Consider the following 26313-nt stretch of genomic DNA (forward strand, 5'->3'; position numbering starts at 1 on the left):
TACCCTGGAACACGCAGACTGCCAATTGGGGATTCTTGCTATTATCTCTTGTGCAGCTTTTGTCCGCATCTGGCGGTCAATTGATGGGCCTTCCTCACAAGCGGATCAGCCACCCGTTGCACCCAACAGTGGCATGCGGAGTGAACATGGGGGATTCGCCGGTGCGGCGGAAATCTTGACGGCAAAACCGGTCCAGTCGACTTGCCGCTGGATTGTCAGATTGCCGCGTCGATTTTGACCGCGCAGAACTTGAATTCCGGGATCTTTCCGTAGGGATCCAACGCGTCGGTCGTTAAGACGTTTGCCGCTGCTTCGCGGAAATGGAAGGGGATGAAGATCGTCCCCGGTGATACCGAATTGTCGCTACGAGCGGTTAGGACAATCGTTCCCCGCCGCGATGAAACGCGGACGAGTTGCTCACCGCAGATCCCCAGCCGTGACAAATCACCTGGATGCACAGCGACAAAGGCATCGGGCTGGAGTGCGTTGAGTGCCCGACTGCGACGCGTCATAGTGCCGGTATGCCAGTGCTCCAGCACGCGTCCCGTCGTCAGTACTAACGGGAATTCGTCATTGGGTAGTTCATCCGCCGGTAGAAAAGGGCAAGGGACAAATTTGCCCCGGCCGTTGGGCGTCGGAAATGTGTCGCCAAACAGAATCTGCGCACCGTCTTCGGTCTCCGGATGCGGACAGGGCCGGAGTTTGCCAGTTGCTCCCAAAAGTTCGTGCGTTAGCCCCTGATAGTTTTTCGTCAGCCCGGCGAACTCTTCAAAGATTTCAGCTGGCGATGTGTAGTCCATCGGATAACCCATGCGGCTGGCGATTTCGGCGGTGATCTGCCAGTCGGCCCTCGCCTCCCCGGGTGGATCCAAGACTTGCCGCCCGATTTGAACACGTCGATCGGTGTTGGTGAACGTGCCGGTCTTTTCGAAATAACTCGAAGCTGGCAAAATCACATCGGCAAACTCGGCGGTTTCTGTCAGAAAAATATCCTGCACCACCAAAAAGTCGAGATTCGCCAGTGCGCCGCGGACTATGTTGGTATTGGGATCGGAGACGAAGGGATTTTCACCCAGGACATACATCCCGGCAACATCGCCCTGCAGCGCCGCATGCGTGATTTCCACAACTGTCAAACCAGGATTTGGATTCAGATCCACGCTCCAGGCTTGTTCAAATTTGTGGCGGACTTCCTCATAAGCCACTCGCTGGTAATCGGGATACACCATCGGGATCAAACCGGCATCGCTGGCGCCTTGGACGTTGTTTTGCCCGCGGAGCGGGTGGAGCCCCGTGCCCGGTCTACCCATATTACCGGTCATGAGGCACAGCGAAATCAAGCAGCGGGCATTGTTCGTGCCGGTGGTATGTTGTGAAATCCCCATGCCCCAAAAGACCAGCATGCTCCCCGCACGTCCGATGGTGCGAGCGATCTCGCGAATCTCTTCAGCTGCAATACCACACATCAGCTCAGATTGTTCCGGGGAAAAGTCACGGAGGACCAATTCTCGTAGCTCCGGAAAACCTTCTGTGCGGGCATTGATGAAATCGTGGTCGACCAAATCTTCGGTGATCAACACGTGCATGACCGCGTTGTAAAATGCGACGTCCGAACCGGGGTGGATCTGTGCGAAGTGCGTGGCAAAGTCGACCAGATCATGGCGACGGACGTCGACTACGATCAGCTTGGTCCCATTTTTGACCGCTTCTTTCATGAAGGTCGCCGCCACGGGATGATTGGCGCTCGCATGTGAACCAGTTAGCAGAGCGACGTCGGCGCGGGCCACGTCAGCGAAGACGTTTGTGACGGCTCCTGAACCAATCGTCTCCATCAATGCGGCGACCGAGGAGGCATGGCACAACCGCGTGCAATGGTCGACGTTGTTGGTGCCGAATACGGCGCGAATCAGTTTCTGAAACAGGTACGCTTCTTCATTGGAACACTTGGCGGAACCAAATCCAGCTAGGGCGTCCCCTCCACGTTCTTCGCGAATGGTTTTGAATCGGTTGGCAACCAGATCTAAGGCTTCGTCCCATGTTGCTTCACGAAACGCCGGGAGCACCACGTCATAATCGACGATGCCGCCCGGCTTGGATTTCGACTTAGAGCGGGGATCGGAGTCTTGTACCTCCGGCGAAAGTGGCGCTTTGGGGTAATACTCTTCACGGCGGATCAACGGTTTTGTCAAACGTTGGGGATGCAGCGCATAGTCCCAGCCGTAACGGCCTTTTACGCACAACCGTTCGTGGTTGACGGGGCTTTCGCGTCCGCTCACGGCCAGGATTGTATCGTCCGTCGCATGAACAGTGACCGAGCAACCGACGCCGCAATAGGGACAGACCGAGTCGACATCCCGCACATTGACAGCATCGACAATCGGTAAGGTGACGGGTTTGTGCGTCAAGGCATTTGTGGGGCAGACGGCCGCGCATTCGCCGCAAGAAACACAGGTGCTTTCGCCCATGGGAACGTCGAGATCAAAGGCGATCCGCGCCGTGTGTCCCTTGCCGGTCCGGCCAATGACCTCGTTCGACTGTATGTCATCGCAGGCGCGAATGCAGCGGTCGCACAGTATGCACGCGTGGTGGTCGACGGCAATCACCGGCGAGGAATTGTCCTGAAAACTGTTGTCGTGGCTATGGGCATTTTGCGGCGGATTGATTGAGATACCGTATTTGTTCGCCAATACTGTTACGTCGCAATTGTTTTGGGAAGAGGCTGCCGGATTCGCTTCGGCAATCTCTTCAGCGAGCAATTGCGTGAGCATGCGGCGGTGCTTTTCGACTTTTTCGCTGGAAGTCTCGACCTGCATGCCTGCTTCGCAGGGGCGAGCGCAGGAAGGGGTCAAGGTGCGGGCGCCGACGTCGACGACACACATGCGGCAGACACCGACCGGATCCATGCGGGGCGAATGACACAGCGCGGGAATCTCGATGCCGAGACCGCTAGCGGCTTCATAGATGGATGTGCCTTGCGGAACCGATACGGATTGTCCGTCGATCGTGAGTTCAATTTGATCCACGGTGGTGGCGTGACTCATGGCGTCTCCTTGCCTGCTGGAACGTCTTGTGGAAATCGTTCCAGGACGGAGTTCATCGGTCCCAAGGCGACTTGCCCCAACCCGCATATCGAGGTTTGCAACAACGTCTCCGACAACTCCGGCATGATATCTAAGCTTGCTGCATCCCGTTCTCCGGACTGCACCTGTTCCAGCATTCGCACCGCTTTTTCACTACCGATGCGACAGGGGACGCATTTGCCGCACGATTCGTTGCGAAAAAACCGTGTGATGCTTAGTCCCAGATCGAACAAATTGCGACCCTCGGCAATCACAACGACGGCGCCCGATCCCAACATGCTGCCGACGTTGCGGAGGGCGTCGAAGTCGAGCGGTGTATCGATGTGCTCGGCGGGAAGAAAGTTCGAACTCGCTCCACCCGGCAGAACAGCTTTGAGGGGACGGTCGTCTTTTAAGCCGCCGGCGCGGGCAATCAGTTCGGCAATGGTGATTCCATGGGGAACTTCGTAAACCCCCGGTTCGTTAACGTCGCCGGAGATGGAAAAAAACTTTAGTCCCGGATAGTCGCCTACGCCTTGTGCCTGCCACCAGTCGTTGCCCTGGGCGATGATCGATGTAGAGAGTGCGAAGGTCTCGACATTGTTGATCAACGTCGGCTTGCCCCATAGGCCGTGCGTGCCGGGGTAGGGGGGGCGGATCCGCGGTTCGCCCCGTTTGTCCTCAAGGGCTTCCAGCAGCGCGGTTTCTTCACCCAGAATATAACCGCCCGGCGAAACAAAAATCTCGATGTCAAACTTCCGACTGCTACCAGCGACATTGGCGCCTAGTATTCCACAGTTGTAGGCATCGTTAATGGCCGTTTGCAGTATTTCGCGCTCTGGGCCGTATTCGTGCCGGATATAGACAATGCCTTGCTCCGCACCAATCGTCAGCGCCGCTAGCAACATGCCTTCGATGATCAAGTGCGGCAGATGTTCTAAGATCACGCGATCCTTGAACGTTCCCGGTTCGCTTTCATCGGCATTGCAGATGATGTATTTGACCGGTTCGGTCTCTTGCGAGACGAGTTCCCACTTAAGTCCGGTCGGAAAACCCGCGCCCCCCATGCCTTTGAGTTTAGATTGTTTCAAGCGTTCGATGCAGATCTGCGGAATATCTTCAGCGTCGATTAAGAGACGTTGCACCGTGCCATAGTGGGCGGCCGCATTGGTGTAGGGATCGCATTTCCATTCGCGCGTTGCTGTTGTGACGGGCGAGAGGTCGGGCAGGGGACTGCCGGCAAAGTCTTCTAAAAACGCGTCGAGTTCGGAATTGCTGATGGGGGCATCATTCAGCGAAGCCGCCGGCGCGTGCTCGCAGCGGCCCAGGCAGGAGACTTCGTGGATTTCGAAGTCGCTCTGCGCGTCGCAGGCGGATTTGAGTTGGGCGAATCGCTCAGCGCCTCCAGCGATCCGGCAGGAGAGATCGCGACAGACATGCACAGCGGCGCGGGGTGGGGGTGTTCGACGAAAGTGTGGATAAAACGAGACCAAACCTTGCAGTCGATAAAGCGGTATATTTTTGCGGCGTGCGAGGTCCCGCAGGCAGTCTTCGTCGAGATAGCCCCGCTCCGCTTGCAACCGACTTAACTCACGCAAAAGTTTCAATTGCTTTGCCTCCGTGTCCCACGACAGCAGAATTCGTCCGTGTCATTACCGACCCACGGCGGGAAGCATAGTGCGGTGCATGGATTAACTGACAACGACCGCCGTTAAAAGTATCGCATCCCGACCTGATACACCAGCAATGCGGCGACATAGGCCAATGCCGTCATGTAGACAAAGGTAAAGACCGGCCAAAACCAGCTATTGGTTTCACGGCGAATCACCATCAACGTCGCTCCGCACTGAGCACACAGGGCGAAGAAGACCATGATCGATAGAGCGACCGGGACGTTATAGACGTTTCTTCCGTCGGGCCAACGGGCCTGTTGCAGAGATTCCTTCAGTCCCTCGCTTTCCTCGTCGACATCGCCGCCCATGCTGTAGATTGTTCCCAATGTCGAGATGATCACTTCCCGTGCGGGAAACGATGCGACCGCTCCCACGCCGATCCGCCAATCCCAGCCAAGCGGCTTGACCGCTGGTTCAATCGCGTGTCCTACGCGGCCTAGAAAACTAGTTTCAATTAGTTGGGCGGAGACGGCGTTGTGGCGGTCGACGAGTTGCTCGAGTTGTGCCTCGTTTTCCGGAGTGTCGTCGAGTGCCTCAATTTGCGTTTCGAGTTTGTGTTGGGCTGTATGGTCGCCCGGAAAGTATCCCGCCGCCCAGACGATGATGGTCGTCGCAAAGATCAACGTACCGGCTCGCATCACAAAGGCTTTAGCCCGGTCGTAGACACGATAAAACACGATGCGTGGCGACGGCCATTTGTAACTCGGCAACTCCATTATGAACGGCGGAGTTTCTCCACGAAACATGGTCTTTTTCAAAATCCACGCCACCGGCACGGCGATCACCGCCCCCAGTGACGACATTCCCAACAGAACCACACCGGGCAGCGTCACCTGGCCTGACCACAAAACAAATCCACCAATGCTAAGTTCCGGCCCAACCTGAAACAGTGTGACAGCGGGAATAAAGGCAGCGATCAATAGGATGTAGACCGGCAAGCGCGCCGAACAACTCATCAATGGGGCAACAAGAATCGTCACCATTCGGTCGCGGCGATTCTCAATCACCCGCGTTGCCATGACACCCGGAATCGCACAGGCGAACGACGACATCAACGGCACAAACGACTTGCCGCTCAGACCGACTTTGGTCATCAAGCGATCCATCAAAAACGCGGCGCGCGCCATGTAGCCGCAGTCTTCCAGGATGGCGATGAATAGGAACAAAAACACGATTTGCGGCAGGAACACGATCACGCCCCCCACACCGGCAATCACGCCATCGTTGATCAAACTCCGCAGCGGCCCGGGAGCTAATGTCAAGGCGACGAGATCGGCAAGCCAACCTTGCGCCGATTCGATGATCTCCATGAACGGACCGGCCCAGGCGTAAATTGCTTGGAAGACGACGAACATCAAGGCGATGAAGATTCCCACGCCGATGAATTTGTGCGTCAACAGGCGATCCAGTTTGTCACTAAAAGTCACCGACCGCGTGGTCGGCCGCGTATGAATTCCTGCGAGTACCTCGCGAATCCAGGCATACCGTTGCCGCGCCTCGATGGCTGGCACGGCTTGCCCGGCGGATTTGAGCCGTTCGCGGCATTCGGTCAGGGCCTGGGGCAGATTGTTACCGCACTTCTTCGTATATTCGGCTTCGACGCAGCCACCTGGATCGAGAATCATCCGCTGAATCAAAAACTCCGGAACGTCCGCTGCGCCACCGGCGGTGAGGTGCGTCGCCAATTGATCGCACTCGCTGTAAAACTCTTCAGGGAAAACCTTTTTCCGCGCTTCCACGGGCGAGGACTTCGCAGCGGCGGCGATGGCATTTCTCACATCGTCGATCCCGACCGCGCGATGCGCCTCAGCCTTGACCACCGGCACCCCCAAGCGTTGCGATAGTTCCGTCGCATCGATCGTTGTGCCCCGCGCCAGGGCGACGTCGCACATGTTCAATACCACAACGACCGGCAACTGCATGTCCAAAACCTGGCTGACCAAATACAGGTTCCGTTCCAGATTCGACGCATCCACGATGCAGACGACCGCGTCGGGATGGCCCACGTCCTTTTGCCGACCCAGTAGAACGTCGACGGAAACCATTTCGTCCAACGTGCGCGGGGAGAGACTGTAGGTTCCAGGCAAATCGATGATATGGAATTGTTGGCCTTGCCAATTGACGTGGCCGATTTTTTTCTCAACCGTCACACCCGGAAAATTGCCGACGCGGGATTGCATGCCGCACAGCAAATTGAACAGCGTGCTTTTGCCGGTATTGGGATTGCCTATCAGGGCGACGTTGAACGAACGCGTCTCTTTAGCGGGAGTGGGTGGGGGAGAAGAGGCGGGAACAGGAGCGGCCATGATCTATCAAATTCTTCGATGATTTCACGATTGTTCCCCCAGCAAGACCGGGGGAGGGAGGGGCAGCTGGAGTCGACTGGGGTTTAGGCTTGAGGCAACGGTTCGATCGAGACTCGACGGGCTTCATTTTTTCGGAGTGACAATCGGTAACCCCGCAACTCAAACTCGATGGGATCGCCGAGCGGCGCGAAGCCCAATAGCTCGATTTCTTCGCCATCGATCAGTCCCATTTCCATGAGACGAATTGCGATACCGTCATCGCCGGAAATCTCGACAATCCGCGCCCGCTCGCCCAATTTCAGTCCATCGAGTGTGGTCATGCGTGACTCAATCTTCTCTTGCCCCGGTCACGGTCGCCGACGAGTGAGGGGGATGGCTGAGCAGGTTGACGAAAATGTGCGCTGTCTCATTGCCACGAAAGGTCAATCGGTGATTGCCAACAGCCACGATACACGGCTCGCCGGAACGGACCATGTGGACCACTTCGCCTTCGCGAAAGCCCATTTCGTTCAGTCGGGTGACCAGCGCGGTCTCCCCGCCGATCATCGCAATTTCTGCGGTTTCCCCAGCGTTTAGTAACTGAAGTGGAATCATCCGCGATTGGCCTGGGAATGAAGAGAGACGCCAAAGGGAAAGAGGGACAGCATCGGTATCAAACATAAGCCTAGAAGGATTGAGACTCGATGTCAATTGCGGCGTCGGGATTGTCCATGCGTTCGCAGCTGCACAAATTCGACCTGCAGGGTGCGTTCGGTAGTAGGATCGATACCGCATCATTGATGCGTATACATACGGACAGTGGTGGCGGTGGCCCAGGCTTGCGGAGTCGTGCATATCGGAAAATTAGCTACAACCCATACGAATACTGTTAAGGCAATCCGTTGACCCCGTCGAAGAAAATAGGGCGCGCTCGGCATTTCGTCGAGGGACCGTGGATTGTGACGTTTGGAGATAGGGACAAGATGGCGGCTGCAGTCAACTTACAAAGCCCATCGCTTCCTGGAATTTCACCGTTCGGTGCGAATTCGCTTGGCCAGGCTGCTACGGGGAACCCGACAGCCTTTGGAGCGACTCTGGAAAAATTCCTCGCTCAGTCGACGACGAATAAGAAAGAGGCCGACCCGGCGGACAAGACCAACCCGATGCAAGCGTTAAATCAACTTCTGCAAATGGGAGGTGCCGGTGCACAAAGCGGGTTGGCCGCACTGCAAAACTTGGCCGGCCTGCGATCTGAGACGGAACAGTTGCAATCCCAATTCGAAGCGGGCTTTAAACAGTTGATCTCAGCACAGGGGCTTGATCTACGCTCGGGAGTGAGCTTGCAGGCGGATGCGAACGGCGAGATTCGTGTCAGCAACGACCATCCAGACAAACTGTTTATTGAATCGGCTTTGAAGAACAATCCGGAACTGAGCGATGTGTTCCGCAAGCTTGCCACGAAGTCGAGCGAATTGCATGCGTCCGAAATGGCACAGAAATTCCAACAGGCTTATGGCATCGATCCACAACAGGCGTTGGCTCAATTCGGAAAAATGCTCGGCAAACAGACAGAGCAGACGTTTAGTTTGACGATTACCAACGACGGCGCGAAAAATTCGTTTACGGCCCCTCCGGCAAACGCCGCGAATCCGGTCTTGTAGGACCCTTCCTTTTTTTAGGTAGTGGTATGGAGGGGCGTGCTAAAGCCCCTGGGCAGCTTCTAGTCGGCGACCGATGGCAGCGTACAGCAGTCCTGTCACGATGGTTGCCGCAATCGTATTATACGCCGCCATCGCCACCGATCCGGTTTCCGAGCCACTGATCAGCAGGCCCGCGAGCATGGCGACGAAGCAGGACATGCTGACGGCGACATAGCTGGCGAATACCACCAAGGCCAACGGCAATGCGCCCCAACGCACGACCAACGACAGATACGCCGTGATGTGCATAAACAACACGAATTCCGCCAGACCACAGAGGAACCACATTCCTTCGGATAGACCGTTGAGACTCCGCAGAATCTCGTCATGAGTGCCGGCGATACCGATGCTCAACCAGAGAATAGCCGGGATACAGCCGAGTAGACAGCCGCGTAGCTTATCACGGGCCGATACTCCGATGGGTTGCGGTAACAGGGCGATATTTCCCAAGGTTTTCCATTTGACTTCTTCGTGAAATATTCGTGATGATTGCACGAGAAGTTCGGCTGCCAATACGACCAGGGAAACGCCTACGAGATTCTGCATATTGAGATCCCACCAATTCCCCCAGGTATTCGCTACCAACTGCGAGAGGTAAATCCCCATCGTTAGTAGCGGGATCAATAGAAGGCGGACGATAATCAGCGTCATGCCGCCGGTGAGGAAGTGAAAGTCCTTCCAAGCCAGAGCGTTTTTCCAGGGGCGGCCTGGGACGAGAAACCGCAACCAACGGTCTGGACGTGACACCCAACCCCGCGACGGCGCGGAGTGGGAGACACCGGCATTAAACCAACCGAACAGCAGCCACGCGGCGATAAACAACCCAACCCCGGCAGCCAAGTTGCTCTGAACTTGAAAGCCAATCGCGGGACTTTTAAATGCGGTCTGCAGGATGTCATCAATGCGGGTGGTGATCGATGAATCGTGCAAAATTTGCGACAGCGTGGCGGCGGATTGAGCGATCGTTCCGTTGCTGGTCAAATAGCCGCGGGCGATCAGTGCGGTCATGAATTTGCCGATCAATGCCGAGCCGTTGAGCAACAAGCCGATCGTAATGACCGTGTAGGCCATGGCCTGCCCGGTGCGGCGGCAGATGACGGAATAGAACAATCCGATGTTGGCCACGAGAAACAAAAAGGCCGCCAACGCGACATAGGCGGCCAAAATTTGCCGTGCCTTCACGCCACCCAATGTGACGGCAATCATCGTAAATGGAATCTGTACGACCAACACCGATAGCGCAGCGGTAAGCCGGTTGACCCCCTTTCCAATCATGATCGCCAGCGGACCGATGCCGGCGATGATGAATAGCTCTAGAGTCATCTCCTCCTTTTCCTCGGTGATGGACGAGGCAAAAAAACCGATGCCGGAGATTGCGATTAAGGAGATATTCAGCCAGGCAATCGTGCGAAAAAAAGAAAGCCCCGGAGCGGCGAACGACCAACTGCGACCTTGTACCATCAACAGCAGGACAAACAGCACGCTAACGACGATCAACCGCAAGAGATGAAACCGCCGCCGCCGGACATCCAGGCGGAGTGAACGATTCATTAATGCGAAGGTGGGTCGAAGCATGATCGATAACGATGGAATTGGGGAACGGCGAATTAAGCGGCGGCTTGTTTTTTGAGTTGCGTGCCGATCCCCACATGCAGCATGGCGGTGATCAGCAGTTGTCCGACGGTCAATGCCACTGGGAGTAGGTATTCGATAAATTCGCCATTGGCGAATGCGTTACGCGATGGAGAGTTAATTAGTAAAATCACGGTCATGATTACGACTTGGGTGATGAAGTCTCCGAACAGCACGATGGCAATTGCCAGCGGCAGCGCCCCCCATTTGATCTGCAACGAACCCCAGGCGATGAGATGCCAGAACATGATCAATTGGGCAATCCAGACCCAATACCAAGGTTCCGTGATGATATCGGCGAGGAATGTACCGAAATTACCAGGTGCACAGACCGCTCCAGCAAAGAGCAAAGTCGCCGCTGGAAGCAAACCCCACAGGCAGCCGGCAATTTTCTCATAGGCCATGCGGGGGATAGAGATGGGCAACATGACCAAATTCGAAAGTGTGTACCATTTCGTCTCATCGTGAAACACGCGCGACGCCATCAGACTGGTTTCCAGGCAGATGCCCAATAAGGAGACGGACATCAATAACCCCGCGATCTCCTCGCGTTCAAAGCTGGGGTTGGGAGCCAAAATGGCAGCAAAAACGGTGATCATCCCGCAAATCGCTATATAGGCGATGAATTTCGCGATCGCCAACCGTCGTCCCCCGGCGATGAAGTGATAGTCCTTCCAGGCCAGCGGGTGTTTCCAGGGACGGGGCATACCGGACCGTTTTCCTCCCGGTTTGCGCGATAAACGTGGGAGTAGCCCGCGCGGAGGAGCGGCCGAGATTTCCTCTCGATTGAACCAGTCGAAAGAGACCCAGGAGGCCAAAAACAACAAGGCCGCTGCCACGCTATCAACGATGACCTGTGTGCTGAAGGGGGACTCCTTGAATCCCGACATGGAAATCGTGCCCAGCCGATTCAAGACGGAGATTTCAGTCAGCCATAGAAAGATATTATCGACAATAGCGGGGAGCGATGAATTGTCAGTAAGAACATCGAGCGCGAGCACAACGTTCCACAGCGCATCCAATAGGGAGGGGCCAATGAACATCAATGCGAGACAAATGGTCGTTAGCAAAGCGGCGCGGCTCGACCGTCTGCAGAAGACCGAACAGAACAGGCCGAGATTGGCGATCAGCAGCGTATACGCCAACAGCGCGACGTAGGTGGCGAACACTTGGTTGCGTGTCACTCCCCCGAGCGTTTCGGCAAGTAATGTGAACGGAAACTGCACCGAGAGAATCAGCACGACCGTGAATAGCCGCGAAGTCCCTTTTCCCAGAAGTAGCGCCAGCGGACTGATGCCGGCCATGCGTAATAAACCGAGCGTCATCTCCTCTTTTTCTTCGGTGATGGCCGACGAAAACAGACTGATTCCGGCCAGAGAGATCAACACGAAATTCAGGTAGGTCAGCGGCCTAAAGAAAAACAGGCCCGGTGCCCCAATTGAATTTCCCACTGTTGCAGCGAAGTAAACGAACAAGATCACCGGAATGATAAACGCAGCACGGAGCAAGTGCGTGCGTGCGTTTCTCATGTCGTATCGCAAGGCACGAGTTAATAATGCGAGTGTTCCCTGCAAGTCGGCTTACCTTTTGTTGAGACTGTTGTCGATTGAAATGTTCACGGTATCACCGCGAGTCAACGCGTGGCCATGACCTGCATGCGGAAGATTACAGCCAAATGTAAAAAGGCTGTTAAGACCATACTTCCCATACACCCCAGGATGGCGAATTCGTCTCCGTTACTGAATCCGGTCGTTAATGCTTCTATTGTGGAAATCATTAGGATATTGCCCACAAATACCAAAGCTATAGCAAGAGCCACGGCTCCATATTTGATGAACATCGAGAACAGCGTGCACAAGTGGTAGCCGACCACGAACTGCATGACCGTATAATAAAACCAAGGTTCTTCGAGAGCGTCCTGTACAAAGTCGGCAAAGTCGTCGGGGTATAAGATGACTCCAGCGACGAAATAACCCAATGCCGGCACCGTCGCTAGCAGGCACCCGGCCCATTTGGAATAGACGATTTCAGGAATTGAAATCGGTAGCATGACGAGACTCGATAAAGTGCGATTGCGGATTTCGTCACGAAAAATCCGCGAGCAATAAAAACACAATTCCGCAAACAGCATCACCAGCGACACCCATATCGCCGTATTTCCTAGAATTTCTGCTGACGGAAATATTGAGGGCGTGGTGTCAGTAACTTCAATAAAAATCGCAATGCTGGCGATCATCGCACCGTAGAGAACAACCTTGACGGCCATCCTTTGCCAGCCGCCGGCAGCATAGAAAAAATCTTTCCACAATAGCGCGTTTCGCCACGTTCGCGGAACGGCGATCCACCGTGTTTTCCCCACGCGGCGCCCGAACAGCGGGCGTTCGGCTGCCGCTGCGCGTTCCTCGCGGTTAAAAACATCGAACAACAGCCACGCCAGCACAAACAAAACCAGCGCCGCAATTGTGTGGAAGACGACCTGAAAACTGATCAACGGCTCGTTGAAACTGCTGTGGAGGATCACGGTGATTCTCAGAAAGATGTTGGCCGCACTGATTTTTTGCAGCAACACGTCAGCATTCACGGCAAACGCACCCTCGGGGGCAACGGTGCCGACATTGATCGCCGCTGCAAGAATTGACGACAGCACCCATGGTCCGAAGAACATAATCAACAGGAGGACCGTCATGGAAAAACAAGCAAGGCGCGATGTTTTGCAGATCACGGACATCAACAGCCCGGCGTTTCCGATCATTAACAAATAAGCACAGATCGCCAGATAGGCGGCCCAGACCTGATGGATCAACACGCCCCCCAGCGTGATGGCCAACAGCATGAAGGGGAATTGGGCGGCCAGAATCAACAAGGCAATTACAATCCGAGTGACCCCTTTACCCAATAACAGCGAGGCCGGTCCCACACCCGCCATCTGCAGTAAGCCGAGCGTCATTTCTTCTTTTTCTTCAGTGATCGCCGTCGCAAACAAGCTGACTCCACCGAGAGTGATCAACAGCAAGGTGATCATCAGCATTGGAATCAGGAAATCCAACCCCGGTGCGGAGGTGCTCCAGGCCTGCATCGCGGACAGAATCAGACACCACACGATCATGCCCACGAACAAAAAACGGACGAGATGCGCACGGAGTGACCGCGAATCAACGCGCAATGCGCGGTCCATCAAGGCCATGGTCCCGCGAATCATGTCCGCACTCCCTGTTCGGTGAGATCCATGAAGGCTTGATTCAGATGTTTGCGGTCTTCGCTGAACGACGCGAGCGGCAACCCTAAATCCAACACGCCGCGCAACAGCGTGTTGGTGTCGGTCAGTTCCCGGTCAAAACTGACCGACCAAGCCGGTTTGCCTTCCACGGCTGTGGCGGACAGCACTCCGGGTAAAGACTGAAGTTGTTCACCCGCGTCCATGCGTTCTCGCAAAGTGACCACATAGGTGGGATGTGCAGCGGCGTCGATCAGCAGCCCATCCATATCTCCGGAGTATTTCACCAAACCGCGATCGATGATCGTCACGCTGTCGCATAGTTCGGCCAACTCGCTCAAAATATGCGAGCTGATGAAAATCGTTTTGCCCATCCGCCGCAGTTCCTGCAAGATTTCCATCAATTCGATCCGTGCGCGAGGATCGAGTCCCGAGGCGGGTTCGTCGAGTAACAACAGTTCGGGATCATTGACTAAGACGCGGGCCAAACTCACCCGTTGTTGCATGCCGCGGGACAGTCCATTGATCAGGCTGTCTTTGCGACCATCCATGTCGGTCAGCGCCAGGACATCGGCGATAATCCGGTCCCGTTCCTTTTGGTCCAATCCGTAAGCAGCGCCAAAGAAATCGAGGTATTCAAAAACCGTCATTTGCCGGTACATGCTAAAGTGATCCGGCATAAAACCGATACGACGGCGGACCTCTTTGACGTCGTTAACGACGTCCATGCCGAAGACTTTCACGCGTCCTGCTTGTGGTTTCAATAACGTGCAAATGATTTTCAAAGTCGTTGTTTTTCCCGCGCCGTTGGGGCCGACAAATCCATGCAAGGACTGGGGCTGGACTTGGAAATTGACATTCACCAGCGCGCGATGATTCTTGAAGGCATAACTCAACCGTTGCACATCCAGGACCGGTGTGGTTTCGAAGTTGTCAGCCATGTCGTTCACTTTCCAATCGGGAAGTCCTCTGGCCGCGCCAGAAGTTTCAAAGGGAAATTAATGGGAGTTATTTAAACACATCAAAGCTATAAAGCACGCGACCGTCTTGCTGGCCGAGAACTTCGCTGGACATTTGAAATTCCGGCGGAAGCGTGGTTATCAGAAAGAGTCGCGCACGATCGGTCGGCAGTTGGAATTTGCGTGCCTGTTTTGTGTGCGTAAAATTTAAGCTGCGAATGATCAAGGGCAGGAACGTATTCCCGTACTTTTCCTCAAGGTCGATTTCATCTTTGCTGTCTAGCGGACTGAACGGAGCAGCGTTGAATCCGTAGCCGATTTGATAATTCGAGTTGACGAATGCATTGACTTTCTGCCCGCGACGGTCTGCGGTCAGCTGGCCTTTTTCATCCCGCAGTCGATAGATCATATTGCCGTACACGACATAGCCTTGCTTGAAGGACTTTTGCAATTCGGGGCCAATCGTGACCTTGAAGGACTCCAGCAAATTTCCCCCAACGAACGAGTCGACTTGAAAGTCGAGCGGCTTGCCTGGGGCTTTGGCGCGATGGGCAAACGTCCGGGACGAATAAGGAGGAATGTCGACGGCGAAAAATCGCTCGGCCGGATCTTCATTCACAAACCCCGCCACGCCCTCTTGGGATTGGCAGGTGGAATACAACCGGCCCTGGCCCGGATGCACGATCAGGTAATCGTCTCCGCTGGTCACGAACGCATTGGACCATGCGGCGATGTCGTAAAAGCCGCCGGGTAATGGGTGAGCGATGGCTACGGTGTTGACCGCCGTGGCTTCGTTGTATCCGCGCGCACCCACGATGGAGAAGCCCACGCTGAAGAGCGTGATCGTGCCCAACAACGCAGCGATCATGATCCGGTAATCGATTCGCCGTCGACCCAGTAAATATCCACCCGGAAAGATCAACAGGAGATACACAAACGACATCAAATAAATCACCGTCCAATTGTGATCGGGTTGTGTCATCGCCTTGAGCGATTGCAGCATGCTTGCATCAAATTGTGAACCGAATTCATCCGTGAGGTTGTTATTCTGTACGCCATATCGGACTTCGATCTTCTGATCCTCATCGCGGGGTTGTTCGCCGCGATGAGTGATGCTTTGCTTGACGAATTCCGCCGTCATTTCCGCACGGGTACGATCGTGACGATAGACGTGTCCTTGGCCAAGATTCTGAACTGGCAGCGGCGCGTTGAGGTCGGCCAACGGAGCGGGAAACTGGGGATACGTGTCGTCGTCCATTTTTAACAGATGCAGTTCACCACCACGGTGCAGCCAATCCAAAAATGCCGTGCGGCGCGGTCGTTGCCAGCGGGGGCTATGATCGAGCACGATCCCTTTCAGCCCATCCGTGGCGGTGACGATGGGCGGAAACAGGTTTTCGGCCATCCCCTTCAGACCCGAACCTTTGCCGCGGTGCAACAATTCGCCCGGCGCATTGAGGATCACATAAGCGGCCGGACCGAGGCGCGGTTTGTTGACATCGTAACGTTCTTCTTTTGAGCGTCCCCAGCGGCGCGAATTTCTGCCTTCGCCCCACTTCAGTCTCCAGTCGGAGAAACCATAGTTGACAAAGGGATGGAATTGGACCCATTTTTTGGCAAATGGCGAGAGAAACACCGGTTGCCGCAGTACGACGCCGACCGAACCGCTGCCGCCGAATTGCGGTTTCTCCAGGGACATGCCGCCGTCGAAGGCTTCGGCTGAGGGATTCGAAACCAAGACCGACAACACATTGAAACGATTCTGCACGACCTGTCCATCGAACCCCCATTGCACCTCCTCGATTTCCAAGGCATGCGCCGAGTCGACACACAAGCCTGCCACCAAACAGACTGCTGCGGTCCGCGTGAATAGTGTGAATCGGCTCACGGTAAATACCTCGTGGTTCAGGAGATCCCGTTGAATCGGAAGGGCGTTACCTTGGTCAAGCCGCTCATGCAGAGGATAATAGAGAATTGCGACTCTGCAGGAGCTTGTCCCTCCTGATACGCGGATTCGTTGGTCGAAACTTTATTGATAGGAGGAAGCGGTCAGTATGTTTTCGGAATTCGGAGATGCTTTCGGTAGTGCAGGGAATCGTTTGTCCCACAGTTCGTCCCGCCGCCCCAAGTAGCGATCCGCGTGTCGTAACGATAATCCTCGAAACACCAGCACCCAGCCACCGTACCAGGCATAATTGACCAAGACGACTATCCACTCAAGCATCGCCTGTGAATTCATCGAATTCGAATACTTGGGGAAATCGTTCAATTCATTAACCACAATCATCGCAAATGGGGCAAGAAATAAAATAGGAGTATATTCGGAACCAGTGAGCTCCGCGAACAGGATAAACACTCCGAATGGGATCAGGCACCAAGCGGTGATGGTGGCCAATGAGAGCAAGATTGCCCGCGTCTGTGACTTGGTTTTCAAACCGATCCACATCGACAACCAGATGACAAGCGGAAGATAGATCACGAGCGACAATACCGACGCAAACAGATACCGTGACCCGGAATATCCAAACCAAGAGTTGCGGCCAACCGATCCGTTCCACCAGACCTGGAAGAGATAGGCCGTCACAAAACAGGCTGAGATCACCCAAATCAACCGTCGCAGCCCTTGGACTTTTTCCAAGATGATTTCTCGTCCCGAGAGCGGCGTGACCAATAGAACATCGAGCGTTTGCCGTGAGCGCTCACCACTCACTAAGCTGGCGGATTGGACGGAAATGATCATCGTGACAAATATCCAGATTGCAAACAGCAACATGGATAAATACTCCATTCGAGCATCTGCGCCTTGGATAATAATGGTGGTGGTGCCGACGACGAACACCGGAATCTCTAAGCCCAGGAAAACCCGCAGCAAATAGCGAAATCGTCCTAGGTTTTTTTTCTCAGCCTCTCGCCAAGCAACCGGGTTGAACAAGGGTAAGGATGAACCCTCACTGACGACGACAATCCCCTTCGTAATGCGGTTCTCGTTGGCCGCTACAAAGACGCGGTCCAGCCATTTGAAAAAATTGCGGAGCAAGTGCCGCGGTTGGGCGAATGCTCGGCGGATTAAAAAGAACCGGGCAAGTCCGAGAAATACTGCGGTTGATATCACAAAAGGAATCAACCGCAGGGATAACTCTCGCCACAGGTTTCCGCCGACTCCGGACTGAAAGGTCTCGTAGTAGACGTACGGCGCCACGAGCATCAGTGCGATGTCAGCATCCAGGCGGACGATGAATACATCGATCAGAATTGGAATTCCTGGGAACAGGGCCGCTCCAATGAAATAAACGGCGATAAATGCGCCGACCGTGGTGCGGAAATAAGCCGAGCACATCATACACAGCGCTGCGACTTGAATGCTGGCGACTGCCAACATCAAAATCGCGCCCCAAATCTGTCGTTGCTCGATGCCGCCAAACGTATAAGCGAACGCCATCAACGGCAGCGCCAACAACAAGAACGTGAACATCGGGATCAGGCGACTGGCGAGCTTTTCTAGGATGATTGTCCATGGCCCCAACCGCGTGAGTAACAGCAACGGCAGCGCGTCGCGTTCCTTTTCACTGGTGATGGCCGGACAGGCCATGGCCGGCAAAAACAAGTAAACGCCGGCAAATTGCAGCAGGACCAGCATTTGAAACATGTCGTCGCCGCGGCCCAACACGGCCAGTGGACTGCCACTGCTGCCAAAACCGTCAAACAGCTGCGCCCAAAACAGGGTCAGTGCCGTGGCGAACAAGATCACGGCATAGAGCACACGAAGTTGATAGGTCCGTTTCCGCGCCGCCAACTCGGTGAGTTCCTTCACCAACAGCGGACAACCGAGAGCGAGCTTTTTGGTTTTCATAGCGGGCTGAATGGGGTTGAGGATCGGTGATTGCAAACACACAGATTCAATTCGTTGTCGCCACCTGCAGGTCGGCCGGGGATGGAACTGATGTTAGTATACCTGCAGGTTGTTCTTCACGACGTCCCAAGTAACGGTCAGCTAATCGCAGACAGCGACTGCGGATGAGGTACAGAATCAACCCATAGAAAGCAAAGTTGAGCAGTACCACCACCCAACGAAACAGATGCCCGCGGACGGTCCCGGGGAACAGTCCGCCATCCGGCCCGAATTCATTGAGTTCATTGCACAGAATTATCGTTACAGGACTGAACAAGCCGGTAAGAACATCCTTTCTGTCGGTGAACAAATCCGAGAGGGTTAAGACGATGCCCCATGGGACCACGCACCACAAAATTAACACGGCCAACGAACCCAGGATTGCCCGTGTTTGGGTTTTTGCGATCAAACCAATCCACATTGCCAACCAGCCAATCAACGGTAAGTAGATGGCAATTGATAGTAGCGATGCAACGAGATATCGCCAGGTGGAATAGTATGCCAGCAAATTACCAACACCGCCGTATGAAGCCATGTCCAAGCCCCGCCGCATCCAAGCCTCGCAGGCGAAGATCGTGATAAAACAAACTGATAAGCCAATGACCAGCCGCCGCATGCCTTGCATTTTTTGCAAGACGATTTCCCGACCGGAAAGGGGCGTCGTGAGCAAGACGTCCAGCGTCTGCCGCGAACGCTCACTGGCAATCAAGTTGGCGGCTTGGACCGTTAGTATCAACGCCGTCAGTATCCACAACATGATGAGTAGAAATAATAACGGCGTGTCGACACGATTGGGATGGATGCCCGCGTCTAACATCAGCAGGGCAACCACCACGATCGGGATTTCAAAGAGCAGACAAATTCGCAGCACATAGCGGAACTGGCTGAGATTCTTTTTCATCGTCTCTCGCCAGGCAACCGGATTGTCGGTGGGGAGACGCGTCTGTTCATTGACCAGCACCACCCCTTTGGTTATTGGATTGTCATTGATCGTTTCAAAGATCCCGTCCAGCCCTTTAAAGATTTTACGCACCAGATGCCGCGGTTGTGCGAAGGCACGTCGAACGAGGTAGAGTCGGGCGATTCCCAGAAACACCAACGTCGAAAGGACCAACGGCACGCTGCGCAGCGCCAACTCGCCCCAAGGATTGAGTCCGCCGCCCCAGTCAAAAATTTCGAAGTAGATGGCCGGACCGACAAGATACATCAACTTATGTTCAGGAAGGCGTGCCATACCGGCCGCCAGACCCGGAATTGCGAACAGGAAAAAGAAATAGAACAAATTGGTCGCTAAATAGGCCCCAACTGTCGTGCGGCAGTAGGCTGAAAACATCAGACAAATGGCTGCCACCTGCACGGTGGTGAGCCCCAGCAGCCAGATCGCACCCCAGATTTGTTCCGACTGCACCCCGCCATAGGTATAGGCAAAGGCCATCAGCGGCAGCGCCAATAACATGAAGGTGAACATTGGCACCAGTCGGCCAGCCAGTTTTTCGAACAGGATCGTCCATGGCCCCAACCGTGTCAGCAAAAGTAACGCAAACGAATCCCGCTCTTTTTCTGAGGTGATCGCCGAGCAAGCCATGGCCGGCAGAAATAGATAGATCCCGCCGAATTGGAGGGCGACGATCATCAAGAACATGTTCTCGCCCTGGCCGAGCAGAGCCAGCGGAGAGGTGTAGCGCGAGAAAACGATGTCAGAGAACATTAGAATGGCGCCGACAAACAGCAGCACCGCATACGCCACGCGAACGATGTACGTCCGCCGCCGTGCGGCCAATTCGGTCAATTCTTTGACCAATAACGGAAATCCCATTACGAATGCGGGGCGTTTCATGGAGCTAATATGATCGCTGTTGAGTTATGGTATTGGTCAGCGGCAGGCACTGGCGCCCTTTCAATTGGTTTTGCCATGCGTCAGTTTCATAAAGGCGGTTTCCATATCCATGGCTTCGGGTTGGAACATGTGAATCCGTCCGCCCAGTTTGCAAATCTCATCGTGCAGGTCCTCGACGGAGGTTAGATCTTCGTGCAGTCGAATCGAAATGCGATCGACCTGTTGTTCGACCGATTCGACACCGGGGATTTCTTGGATTTGTTCCAGGACTCCGTTGGGTTTGCCCGCCAATTGCACATGCACCACGCGCATCAAGCTGAGTTGTTGATAGATTTCTTCCAGCGAGCCTTGGGCCACCATCTGGCCTTGTTCGATGATCCCGATTTGCGAGCAGAGTTGGCCGAGTTCGTGCAAAATGTGGCTAGAAATCAGAATCGTTTTGCCCATGTTTTTCAGTTCCTTGAGCAATTCACGAACTTCGATGCGCGCTCTGGGATCCAGACCGCTAGCCGGTTCGTCTAACAGCAGCAGATCGGGATCATGGAGCAGAACCCGCGCCAGCGCCAGCCGTTGTTTCATTCCCCGTGACAGTGAATCGACCGGTGAGTTGATCTTGTGCGTCAGGTCGGTCAGCTCTAGCACGTCGTGAATGATGCCCTTGCGTTTCGAAATCGGCAGCCGATAGGCGGCAGCGAAAAAGTGCAGGTACTCCATCGCCGTTAGGTCGTCATACACGCCGAAGAAGTCGGGCATGTAACCGATGGAGTCGCGAATCGCCCGGGGGTAGCGGGAGACGTCGACGCCATTGACCCACACCATTCCGCGATCATGCTTGAGCAGCGTCGCCAAGACTTTGATCGTTGTCGACTTGCCGGCGCCGTTGGGGCCGATGAAGCCGAACACTTCGCCACGGGGAATATCGATGGAGATTCCCCGCACGGCATGCAGCGACCCATAACTCACCCACAGGTTTTCAATCTTGACGACGGACATAGTGGTAACTCGCCTTGCGAAATTGAGTGCTTGAGAAATTTACGGTCGGTTTGGTGTCTTTGGCGACGCATCCGCGCGCCGATAGAGTTTGCGGTAGATGACGACATCATCACCGCGAGGCTGAGCAATGATCAGCAGCCATTCGTCGGGGTCGTTGATGTCCAGCATGGCCAGATCGTCGAAACTCCACCCCCCTGCGGGCGAAACCTGTGACACGTAGTTGAAGGCGCTGATGCCAAGCGGAGCGCTGATCAATCGAATGAATTCGTCGCCGCTTGCTCTTCCGACATTCATGCGTTGCATGTTTTGTCGACCATAGTTGTTCCTCGGAAATGAGTCGTCTGCATACATGCTGCCTGAGAGTGGGTTGCTGAACAACGCACTGTTACTGACCAACGTATGCAAACGCTTGCCATTCAGGCAAAAGATCGAGCATTGATGGCCGAAGGTCGCCTGTAAATTTACCGCGAGTTGTGCGCGGCTTTGCGGCGATTCTAAATCGGCGACCGTCACGGTTGCGAAATCAAACTTCGGCAACGGGGCCACCTTTTCGCTGGGGGCTATCCAGAATCGACGGCTGAGTCGCGGCGTCCATTGCGGGATCTCCTGCACAACCATCACCTGTTGCGGTATGCGTCCGATCAGCATCGGCAATTCTTCTTCTTGCATGGCCTGGTGTTGATAGAAAGCAGTGGCGGACGTGTCCAGCGGCGTGAACAAGGCGTCGGTGAGTTCTGTTTCGGAATGTTGAGCTGCCCCGTTGTAGTGCAGCTCCAAACGGTTGGCTCTCAGGACGTTACTATCGTCGCCAATGTCGAGGATTTCGTAAGCGTGTGTTTCGTTGGTGACCCCCATATAGGCATTCGCCGCTGCAACGGTGATGTAGGCAAACAGAAAGGATGTGAGGGGAAAAAGTACCCACGTCATTTTGCGCATCTTAAACGCGCCGAGTAGAAAATAGTCGAGGGGGCCGATCGCCAAGAGAAAGACGAACAACAAACCGCACATCAGCCACAGCGGTACAAAACGAAAGGTTTTGGGCATCAATTGCCCGACGAGACTCTCGCTCCAGTCGGACGCACGTGATGTCGCCAGTGATTCGGCCAGCGAGAGCGACTGCTGAAAATCCTCTGCATACACGCGGGGCTGTCCTGGGATGTTGGGGATTTGCGGAAACTTTCCCTTTTGAAATGTTCCGGTTTCTCGAATGGATTGCAGTTGTTCCGCTTTGATTTTCCACAAGAAGGCTGCCATATCGCGGTATTGGGTGGAACCTGGATTGCGATTTGATTTGTCCGGCAACAATCCGACAGCCACACGTCCTAGACCGACGCGTAACAATGCAAACTCCGCCTGACCGCCGGCACCGGAGGCCGAAAGCCGTCCGTCGGCATCGGTGACAAAAATGATCTCAGAATCCGCTGATTTGGCGAGCTGATTGAGAAACTCCAATTGCGGGGCATCGAGTGAGGTTCTCGGGACAACACACAAACTGCCCCCGGCGGCAACCCATTTGGCGATAGCTGCGCGTTGCGCGGTATCGGTTTCCATAAAACCTTCATCAGCCAGCAGCAACATATCGAACGCGCAGTAACTCAGCGGATCGTTCGGCAAATCGCGCGGCGCCACGTGCGCGGGGGCCGTCCCCAAACTGTTGTCGACCGGGTTTGGATTAAAACGTTCAAAAGCCAATTCCTTGGCCAGGTTACGCTCAATAGCGGTTCCGCCTGCCATGTGCGGATCGGCGATGCAGATATTAAACGATTGCATACTCGGATTTCGAAACATGAGTTGCGCCGGTTCCGGCAGAAACTCTGTTCCGTCGCTGGCGACAAACTGCACCGACATTTCGACCTGCACGAGTTCTCGGTTTCCGAAATACGGGACGTCGATTGCTGGTAACATCCCACGGAAACGGGTCGTCGTGCCGGGCGTGATGACGACATCGGTTAACACGATCACTTGCTCGCCGTTGAGTCCTTTGATGGTCAACCGCAATTCGCCTTCCAGCAATTGGCTACCACTGGAAATAATCTCCCAGATTCCGGAAACCGGAGCCGCCACGCGCGCCCGCGGTGAGAGCGGGACAAAGCGGGTGCTCACTTGAGGGGGCGCAGCCTTAGCAACAGTCGGCGACAATGACATCAAAACCGCAACGGTGATGAACAGCAAGGCAATCAAGTTGTGCCGTAACTTTCGCCTGCGATGGAAAACTAAGTGCTCGTTCATGCCATCAATCCTCCACCGCGGCGTAGGAAATACCACCACTCTGCTAATAAAAATACCAGGGCGGCCAACGTCAATTGTGGCCACAATGGGCGGTCCATTTTGACTTTCTCATCGGTCGCCGATATGGACAACTCGCTGAATTGAATCGCCTCGGTCGCCACCAACGAGGTTTCCTCAGCTGAGAGCAAACTCGCGCCGATACGCGCTTGCAGTTTGCCCCCTTCACTGAGTGTATACTCCCCGGCTAACGGCGCTGAAATCCCTGAAACCATACCCTCGTCGTTGCTGGCAGTTTCGCGAGAAAGCCCGCCAGGGCCTTGGACCTGATAAGTGCGGCTGGTCAAGAGTTGTCGCGACGGGAGCACGCCGGTGATTGTCCCCCGCACGTCGGATAGCGACGACTGCCGTGTGGCGATTTGTACGGCATTGGCAACCAGAATGGGGAATCCCACACGATACGGCAACGTAGAGTTGTTAGTATGAAACAGTAGATAAAACTTGGGACGTTCCCCGGAACGATCGGCCAGGATCAACGGACCTGTTCGGCCATGTGCCAAGATTTCATAACCCGCCTCTTCATAATGTCGGTCTTGAACCTCTTCGCGCGATTGCGGTTCGTCGCTGGAATAAACTTCGGTCAATTGCACATATTGCAAGAGCGGCGAAGTCTTATCCCAATCGACAACCTCCGCTCCCCCCGATTCGATGGTGATCAAGCCCTGCAGGTTGGGGGGGATCACGCCGACGAAGAGCGAGACCTGCGCCGGGGGAGATTCTTCTGCAGAGCGGTCGCTGATGAGTAAGTCGTATTCGCTCAAGTCGCTGTTGCCGCTTTCTGCGTCCGGTTCGACGATGACGTTTTCCATGCCGCGTAGCGCGTGTCGATACGCCTTCATGTCCAAGGGGCAATAGACCGTCAAATCGCGGCCCGCTGGGAGGTCCAGATAGGCGATGTTGTCCGAATCGAGTGCATCAAAACCTTCCGGTTTCAGCCGGACACGGATCATGGCGGCGCGTTCGGCGTCGACGCTGAACACCAACCGTTCCGATTGTCCCTGTTCCAGAATCACCTCTTCCGCACCCACGGGATTGCCGTCTTGTGCCCACTCCACGCGGCCAGCGGTCTGTTGATCTTTCGCCCCTTCCAGGCGGACAAATATCTCCCATTTGGTTGCCCCGGCGCGGCGGGCATTTAAGGCAGTGATACCCATGTTCTTTCCACCGGGATCGATTTTTTGATAGGTCAGCTCAAACGGCAGCTCGAAATTGGCTTCCGTGGGAAAGTTTCCGTCGCTCAATAACAGCACATTATCGATATCTACTCGACGCGCCATCGCCTGCGTCATTCGCAACGCTTCTTCGATTTTACTCGGGATGTCGGTGACGGTGATGTCGTTCAAACCGTCGCGGAGCACCCGTTTGTTATTTGAGAAATCGGTAACGCGACGAGCCGTTTTGTGAAATGCGATTAAGGATAGCTTTTGGTCCGGCAACAGGTCTTCGATCATCTGCTCCACCTGCGCTTTGGCGACTTCCAGTCGGGTCGGACCGCCCGGTTTGTCTCGTGCGCCCATACTCGCGGAGCAATCAATCAGTACGGGAACGTACTTTGCCCGATCGGCACCGGTCGGCCAAAAGGGCTGCATCGCTGCCAGTATCAAGCTGATTAACAACAGCAATTGCAACAACAACAGCATGTTGCGTTTGAATTTTTGAAAAGGGGAATTGACCCGCTGGTCGTTGACGACTTGTTGCCACAACACCAACGACGTCACATCCACCTGTGGGCGGCGGAGTTTGAGGAAGTAGAAGATGATCAGCGGAATCAGCAGCAGAAACAGCCACGCGCTGCTAAGCGCATAAAATCCGGGCAGGTTCATCGAATCCACCCCCGCCTGCGCAGCAGGTCAAACAGCACCCAGGGAAGAGGGTCGTGCGAGCTGATCGAAAGAAAGCGGCCGTTGCGGCTACGACACAACGACTCAATCCGCTCTTCGAGTGCCAGCCGATGCTCTTGATAGATACCCAACAATTCCCCCGCTGAGGAGACATCGAGCGTCATCCCGTTTTCGCAATCGACAAATCGCAAGTCGCCAGTGACCTCCGGTGAGATTTCCGCTGGCGCCAGAATCTGAATGCCAAAGACTTCCAACCCGGCGCTGAACAGGAAATTCAACGGCCGTTCCATGCCGCCAAAAGTGAAAAAGTCGGAGAGTAAAATGGCGATCCCCCGCCCCGTATGCTGCCGCAGCACGCTCTCGACCGCTTCATCGATCGCGAAGTCCCCGCCGGTTTCGATATTTTCAAGAAACTCGAACAGCCGTCGCATGCTGATGCGACCGGTAATGCCCGAGACGAATTGCAGCGCGGTCCCCTTGCGGTGGCAAGCGTACACACTGACCCGTTCGAGGTTCATCAACCCCATCACCGCCAGTGCCGCTGCCAGTTGTTTGGCCCGCTCAAGCTTTCCGTCGTAAACCATCGACGACGAAGCATCGATGATCACCACCACGTGCAATTCTTCCTCGTGGCGAAATTGTTTCATATAGGGACGATTGAGGCGCGAAAAGATATTCCAATCGATGTATCGCACATCGTCACCGGGTGAGTAATCGCGGTAGTCGACGAATTCGGTGCTCGCCCCTCCTTTGCCGGAGAGATGCTCGCCGCGACTGCGATTGGTCATCCGACGCGTCGGATTCAGCCGCATACGTTCCACGCGGGCCAGGACATCGTTGGCCAGCAATTTGGTCAGTTGCGTTTTTTGTTGTTTCTCAGTCGATTCCATCGCGTTTTCGTTTTGTTCACGGGTCACGACGCCCAGGCGGCGACGGGGAATGGAT

At 54.9% G+C, this 26313-nt stretch carries 17 protein-coding genes; 1 reads left to right on the top strand and 16 read right to left on the bottom strand.

Annotated elements, in window-relative coordinates:
* Positions 1-215 precede the first annotated feature (215 nt).
* From fdhF to CA54_RS17525, 5 genes are all read right to left on the bottom strand, one after another.
* Complete coding sequence (fdhF, locus tag CA54_RS17505) at positions 216-3041, bottom strand: formate dehydrogenase subunit alpha (protein WP_146372096.1); 2826 nt, start codon at positions 3039-3041, stop codon at positions 216-218.
* Positions 3038-4666, bottom strand: a complete 1629-nt coding sequence (locus CA54_RS17510; RefSeq protein WP_146372097.1) for an NADH-ubiquinone oxidoreductase-F iron-sulfur binding region domain-containing protein — start codon at positions 4664-4666, stop codon at positions 3038-3040. Before CA54_RS17510 ends, fdhF begins: the two co-directional genes overlap by 4 nt.
* A gap of 104 nt (positions 4667-4770) precedes the next feature.
* Entirely contained in the window at positions 4771-7038 is a 2268-nt protein-coding gene (gene feoB / locus CA54_RS17515) for a ferrous iron transport protein B (RefSeq protein ID WP_146372098.1), read from the bottom strand.
* A gap of 83 nt (positions 7039-7121) precedes the next feature.
* Positions 7122-7358 (bottom strand): FeoA family protein, encoded by a 237-nt coding sequence (locus CA54_RS17520; protein WP_146372099.1) that lies wholly within the window; start codon positions 7356-7358, stop codon positions 7122-7124.
* A gap of 7 nt (positions 7359-7365) precedes the next feature.
* Positions 7366-7632 carry a FeoA family protein gene (locus tag CA54_RS17525; RefSeq protein WP_197532532.1) on the bottom strand — a complete coding sequence of 89 codons (267 nt, stop codon included), beginning with the start codon at positions 7630-7632 and terminating at the stop codon, positions 7366-7368.
* Between the two features lie 368 nt (positions 7633-8000).
* Between CA54_RS17525 and CA54_RS17530 the strand changes: the two genes are divergently transcribed.
* Positions 8001-8678, top strand: coding sequence for a hypothetical protein (locus CA54_RS17530; RefSeq protein WP_146372100.1), 678 nt, complete (start codon positions 8001-8003; stop codon positions 8676-8678).
* 39 nt (positions 8679-8717) lie between these two features.
* Here the strand turns inward: CA54_RS17530 and CA54_RS17535 are convergent, their stop codons facing one another.
* The 11 genes from CA54_RS17535 to CA54_RS17585 all read right to left on the bottom strand — a co-directional run bounded on the left by CA54_RS17535 (position 8718) and on the right by CA54_RS17585 (position 26258).
* Positions 8718-10292 carry an ABC transporter permease gene (locus tag CA54_RS17535; RefSeq protein ID WP_146372101.1) on the bottom strand — a complete coding sequence of 525 codons (1575 nt, stop codon included), beginning with the start codon at positions 10290-10292 and terminating at the stop codon, positions 8718-8720.
* 32 nt (positions 10293-10324) lie between these two features.
* Positions 10325-11878 carry an ABC transporter permease gene (locus CA54_RS17540; protein ID WP_146372102.1) on the bottom strand — a complete coding sequence of 518 codons (1554 nt, stop codon included), beginning with the start codon at positions 11876-11878 and terminating at the stop codon, positions 10325-10327.
* A gap of 104 nt (positions 11879-11982) precedes the next feature.
* A complete protein-coding gene (locus CA54_RS17545; protein WP_146372103.1) occupies positions 11983-13548 on the bottom strand; it encodes a hypothetical protein in 1566 nt (521 codons plus the stop codon).
* Positions 13545-14504 (bottom strand): ABC transporter ATP-binding protein, encoded by a 960-nt coding sequence (locus CA54_RS17550; protein WP_146372104.1) that lies wholly within the window; start codon positions 14502-14504, stop codon positions 13545-13547. The genes CA54_RS17545 and CA54_RS17550 overlap by 4 nt, the downstream gene beginning before the upstream one ends.
* Positions 14505-14571: 67 nt before the next feature.
* On the bottom strand, positions 14572-16410 hold the full coding sequence (locus tag CA54_RS17555; protein WP_146372105.1) for a hypothetical protein: 1839 nt from the start codon (positions 16408-16410) through the stop codon (positions 14572-14574).
* Between the two features lie 141 nt (positions 16411-16551).
* Positions 16552-18372, bottom strand: coding sequence for an ABC transporter permease subunit (locus CA54_RS17560; protein WP_197532533.1), 1821 nt, complete (start codon positions 18370-18372; stop codon positions 16552-16554).
* Positions 18373-18418: 46 nt separating this feature from the next.
* Positions 18419-20248 (bottom strand): ABC transporter permease, encoded by a 1830-nt coding sequence (locus CA54_RS17565; protein WP_146372107.1) that lies wholly within the window; start codon positions 20246-20248, stop codon positions 18419-18421.
* A 60-nt stretch (positions 20249-20308) separates the two neighbouring features.
* Complete coding sequence (locus tag CA54_RS17570; protein ID WP_146372108.1) at positions 20309-21241, bottom strand: ABC transporter ATP-binding protein; 933 nt, start codon at positions 21239-21241, stop codon at positions 20309-20311.
* Positions 21242-21280: 39 nt separating this feature from the next.
* The gene (locus tag CA54_RS17575; RefSeq protein ID WP_146372109.1) at positions 21281-23470 is read right to left on the bottom strand and encodes a hypothetical protein; all 2190 of its coding nucleotides are present in this window, start codon (positions 23468-23470) and stop codon (positions 21281-21283) included.
* A complete protein-coding gene (locus CA54_RS17580; protein ID WP_146372110.1) occupies positions 23467-25350 on the bottom strand; it encodes a vWA domain-containing protein in 1884 nt (627 codons plus the stop codon). The genes CA54_RS17575 and CA54_RS17580 overlap by 4 nt, the downstream gene beginning before the upstream one ends.
* A complete protein-coding gene (locus CA54_RS17585) occupies positions 25347-26258 on the bottom strand; it encodes a DUF58 domain-containing protein (RefSeq protein WP_146372111.1) in 912 nt (303 codons plus the stop codon). The genes CA54_RS17580 and CA54_RS17585 overlap by 4 nt, the downstream gene beginning before the upstream one ends.
* Positions 26259-26313: the final 55 nt, after the last annotated feature.

This window comes from Symmachiella macrocystis (assembly GCF_007860075.1).
GTDB lineage: Bacteria > Planctomycetota > Planctomycetia > Planctomycetales > Planctomycetaceae > Symmachiella > Symmachiella macrocystis.

Coding starts and splice junctions, on each gene's coding strand:
- CA54_RS17525 (WP_197532532.1), bottom strand. CDS start 7,632: ATGATTCCACTTCAGTTACTAAACGCTGGGGAAACCGCAGAAATTGCG.
- CA54_RS17570 (WP_146372108.1), bottom strand. CDS start 21,241: ATGTCCGTCGTCAAGATTGAAAACCTGTGGGTGAGTTATGGGTCGCTG.
- fdhF (WP_146372096.1), bottom strand. CDS start 3,041: ATGAGTCACGCCACCACCGTGGATCAAATTGAACTCACGATCGACGGA.
- CA54_RS17575 (WP_146372109.1), bottom strand. CDS start 23,470: ATGAACGAGCACTTAGTTTTCCATCGCAGGCGAAAGTTACGGCACAAC.
- CA54_RS17560 (WP_197532533.1), bottom strand. CDS start 18,372: ATGAAAACCAAAAAGCTCGCTCTCGGTTGTCCGCTGTTGGTGAAGGAA.
- CA54_RS17540 (WP_146372102.1), bottom strand. CDS start 11,878: ATGAGAAACGCACGCACGCACTTGCTCCGTGCTGCGTTTATCATTCCG.
- CA54_RS17580 (WP_146372110.1), bottom strand. CDS start 25,350: ATGAACCTGCCCGGATTTTATGCGCTTAGCAGCGCGTGGCTGTTTCTG.
- CA54_RS17550 (WP_146372104.1), bottom strand. CDS start 14,504: ATGGCTGACAACTTCGAAACCACACCGGTCCTGGATGTGCAACGGTTG.
- CA54_RS17530 (WP_146372100.1), top strand. CDS start 8,001: ATGGCGGCTGCAGTCAACTTACAAAGCCCATCGCTTCCTGGAATTTCA.
- CA54_RS17585 (WP_146372111.1), bottom strand. CDS start 26,258: ATGGAATCGACTGAGAAACAACAAAAAACGCAACTGACCAAATTGCTG.
- feoB (WP_146372098.1), bottom strand. CDS start 7,038: ATGGCCGCTCCTGTTCCCGCCTCTTCTCCCCCACCCACTCCCGCTAAA.
- CA54_RS17545 (WP_146372103.1), bottom strand. CDS start 13,548: ATGATTCGCGGGACCATGGCCTTGATGGACCGCGCATTGCGCGTTGAT.
- CA54_RS17565 (WP_146372107.1), bottom strand. CDS start 20,248: ATGAAACGCCCCGCATTCGTAATGGGATTTCCGTTATTGGTCAAAGAA.
- CA54_RS17535 (WP_146372101.1), bottom strand. CDS start 10,292: ATGCTTCGACCCACCTTCGCATTAATGAATCGTTCACTCCGCCTGGAT.
- CA54_RS17520 (WP_146372099.1), bottom strand. CDS start 7,358: ATGACCACACTCGATGGACTGAAATTGGGCGAGCGGGCGCGGATTGTC.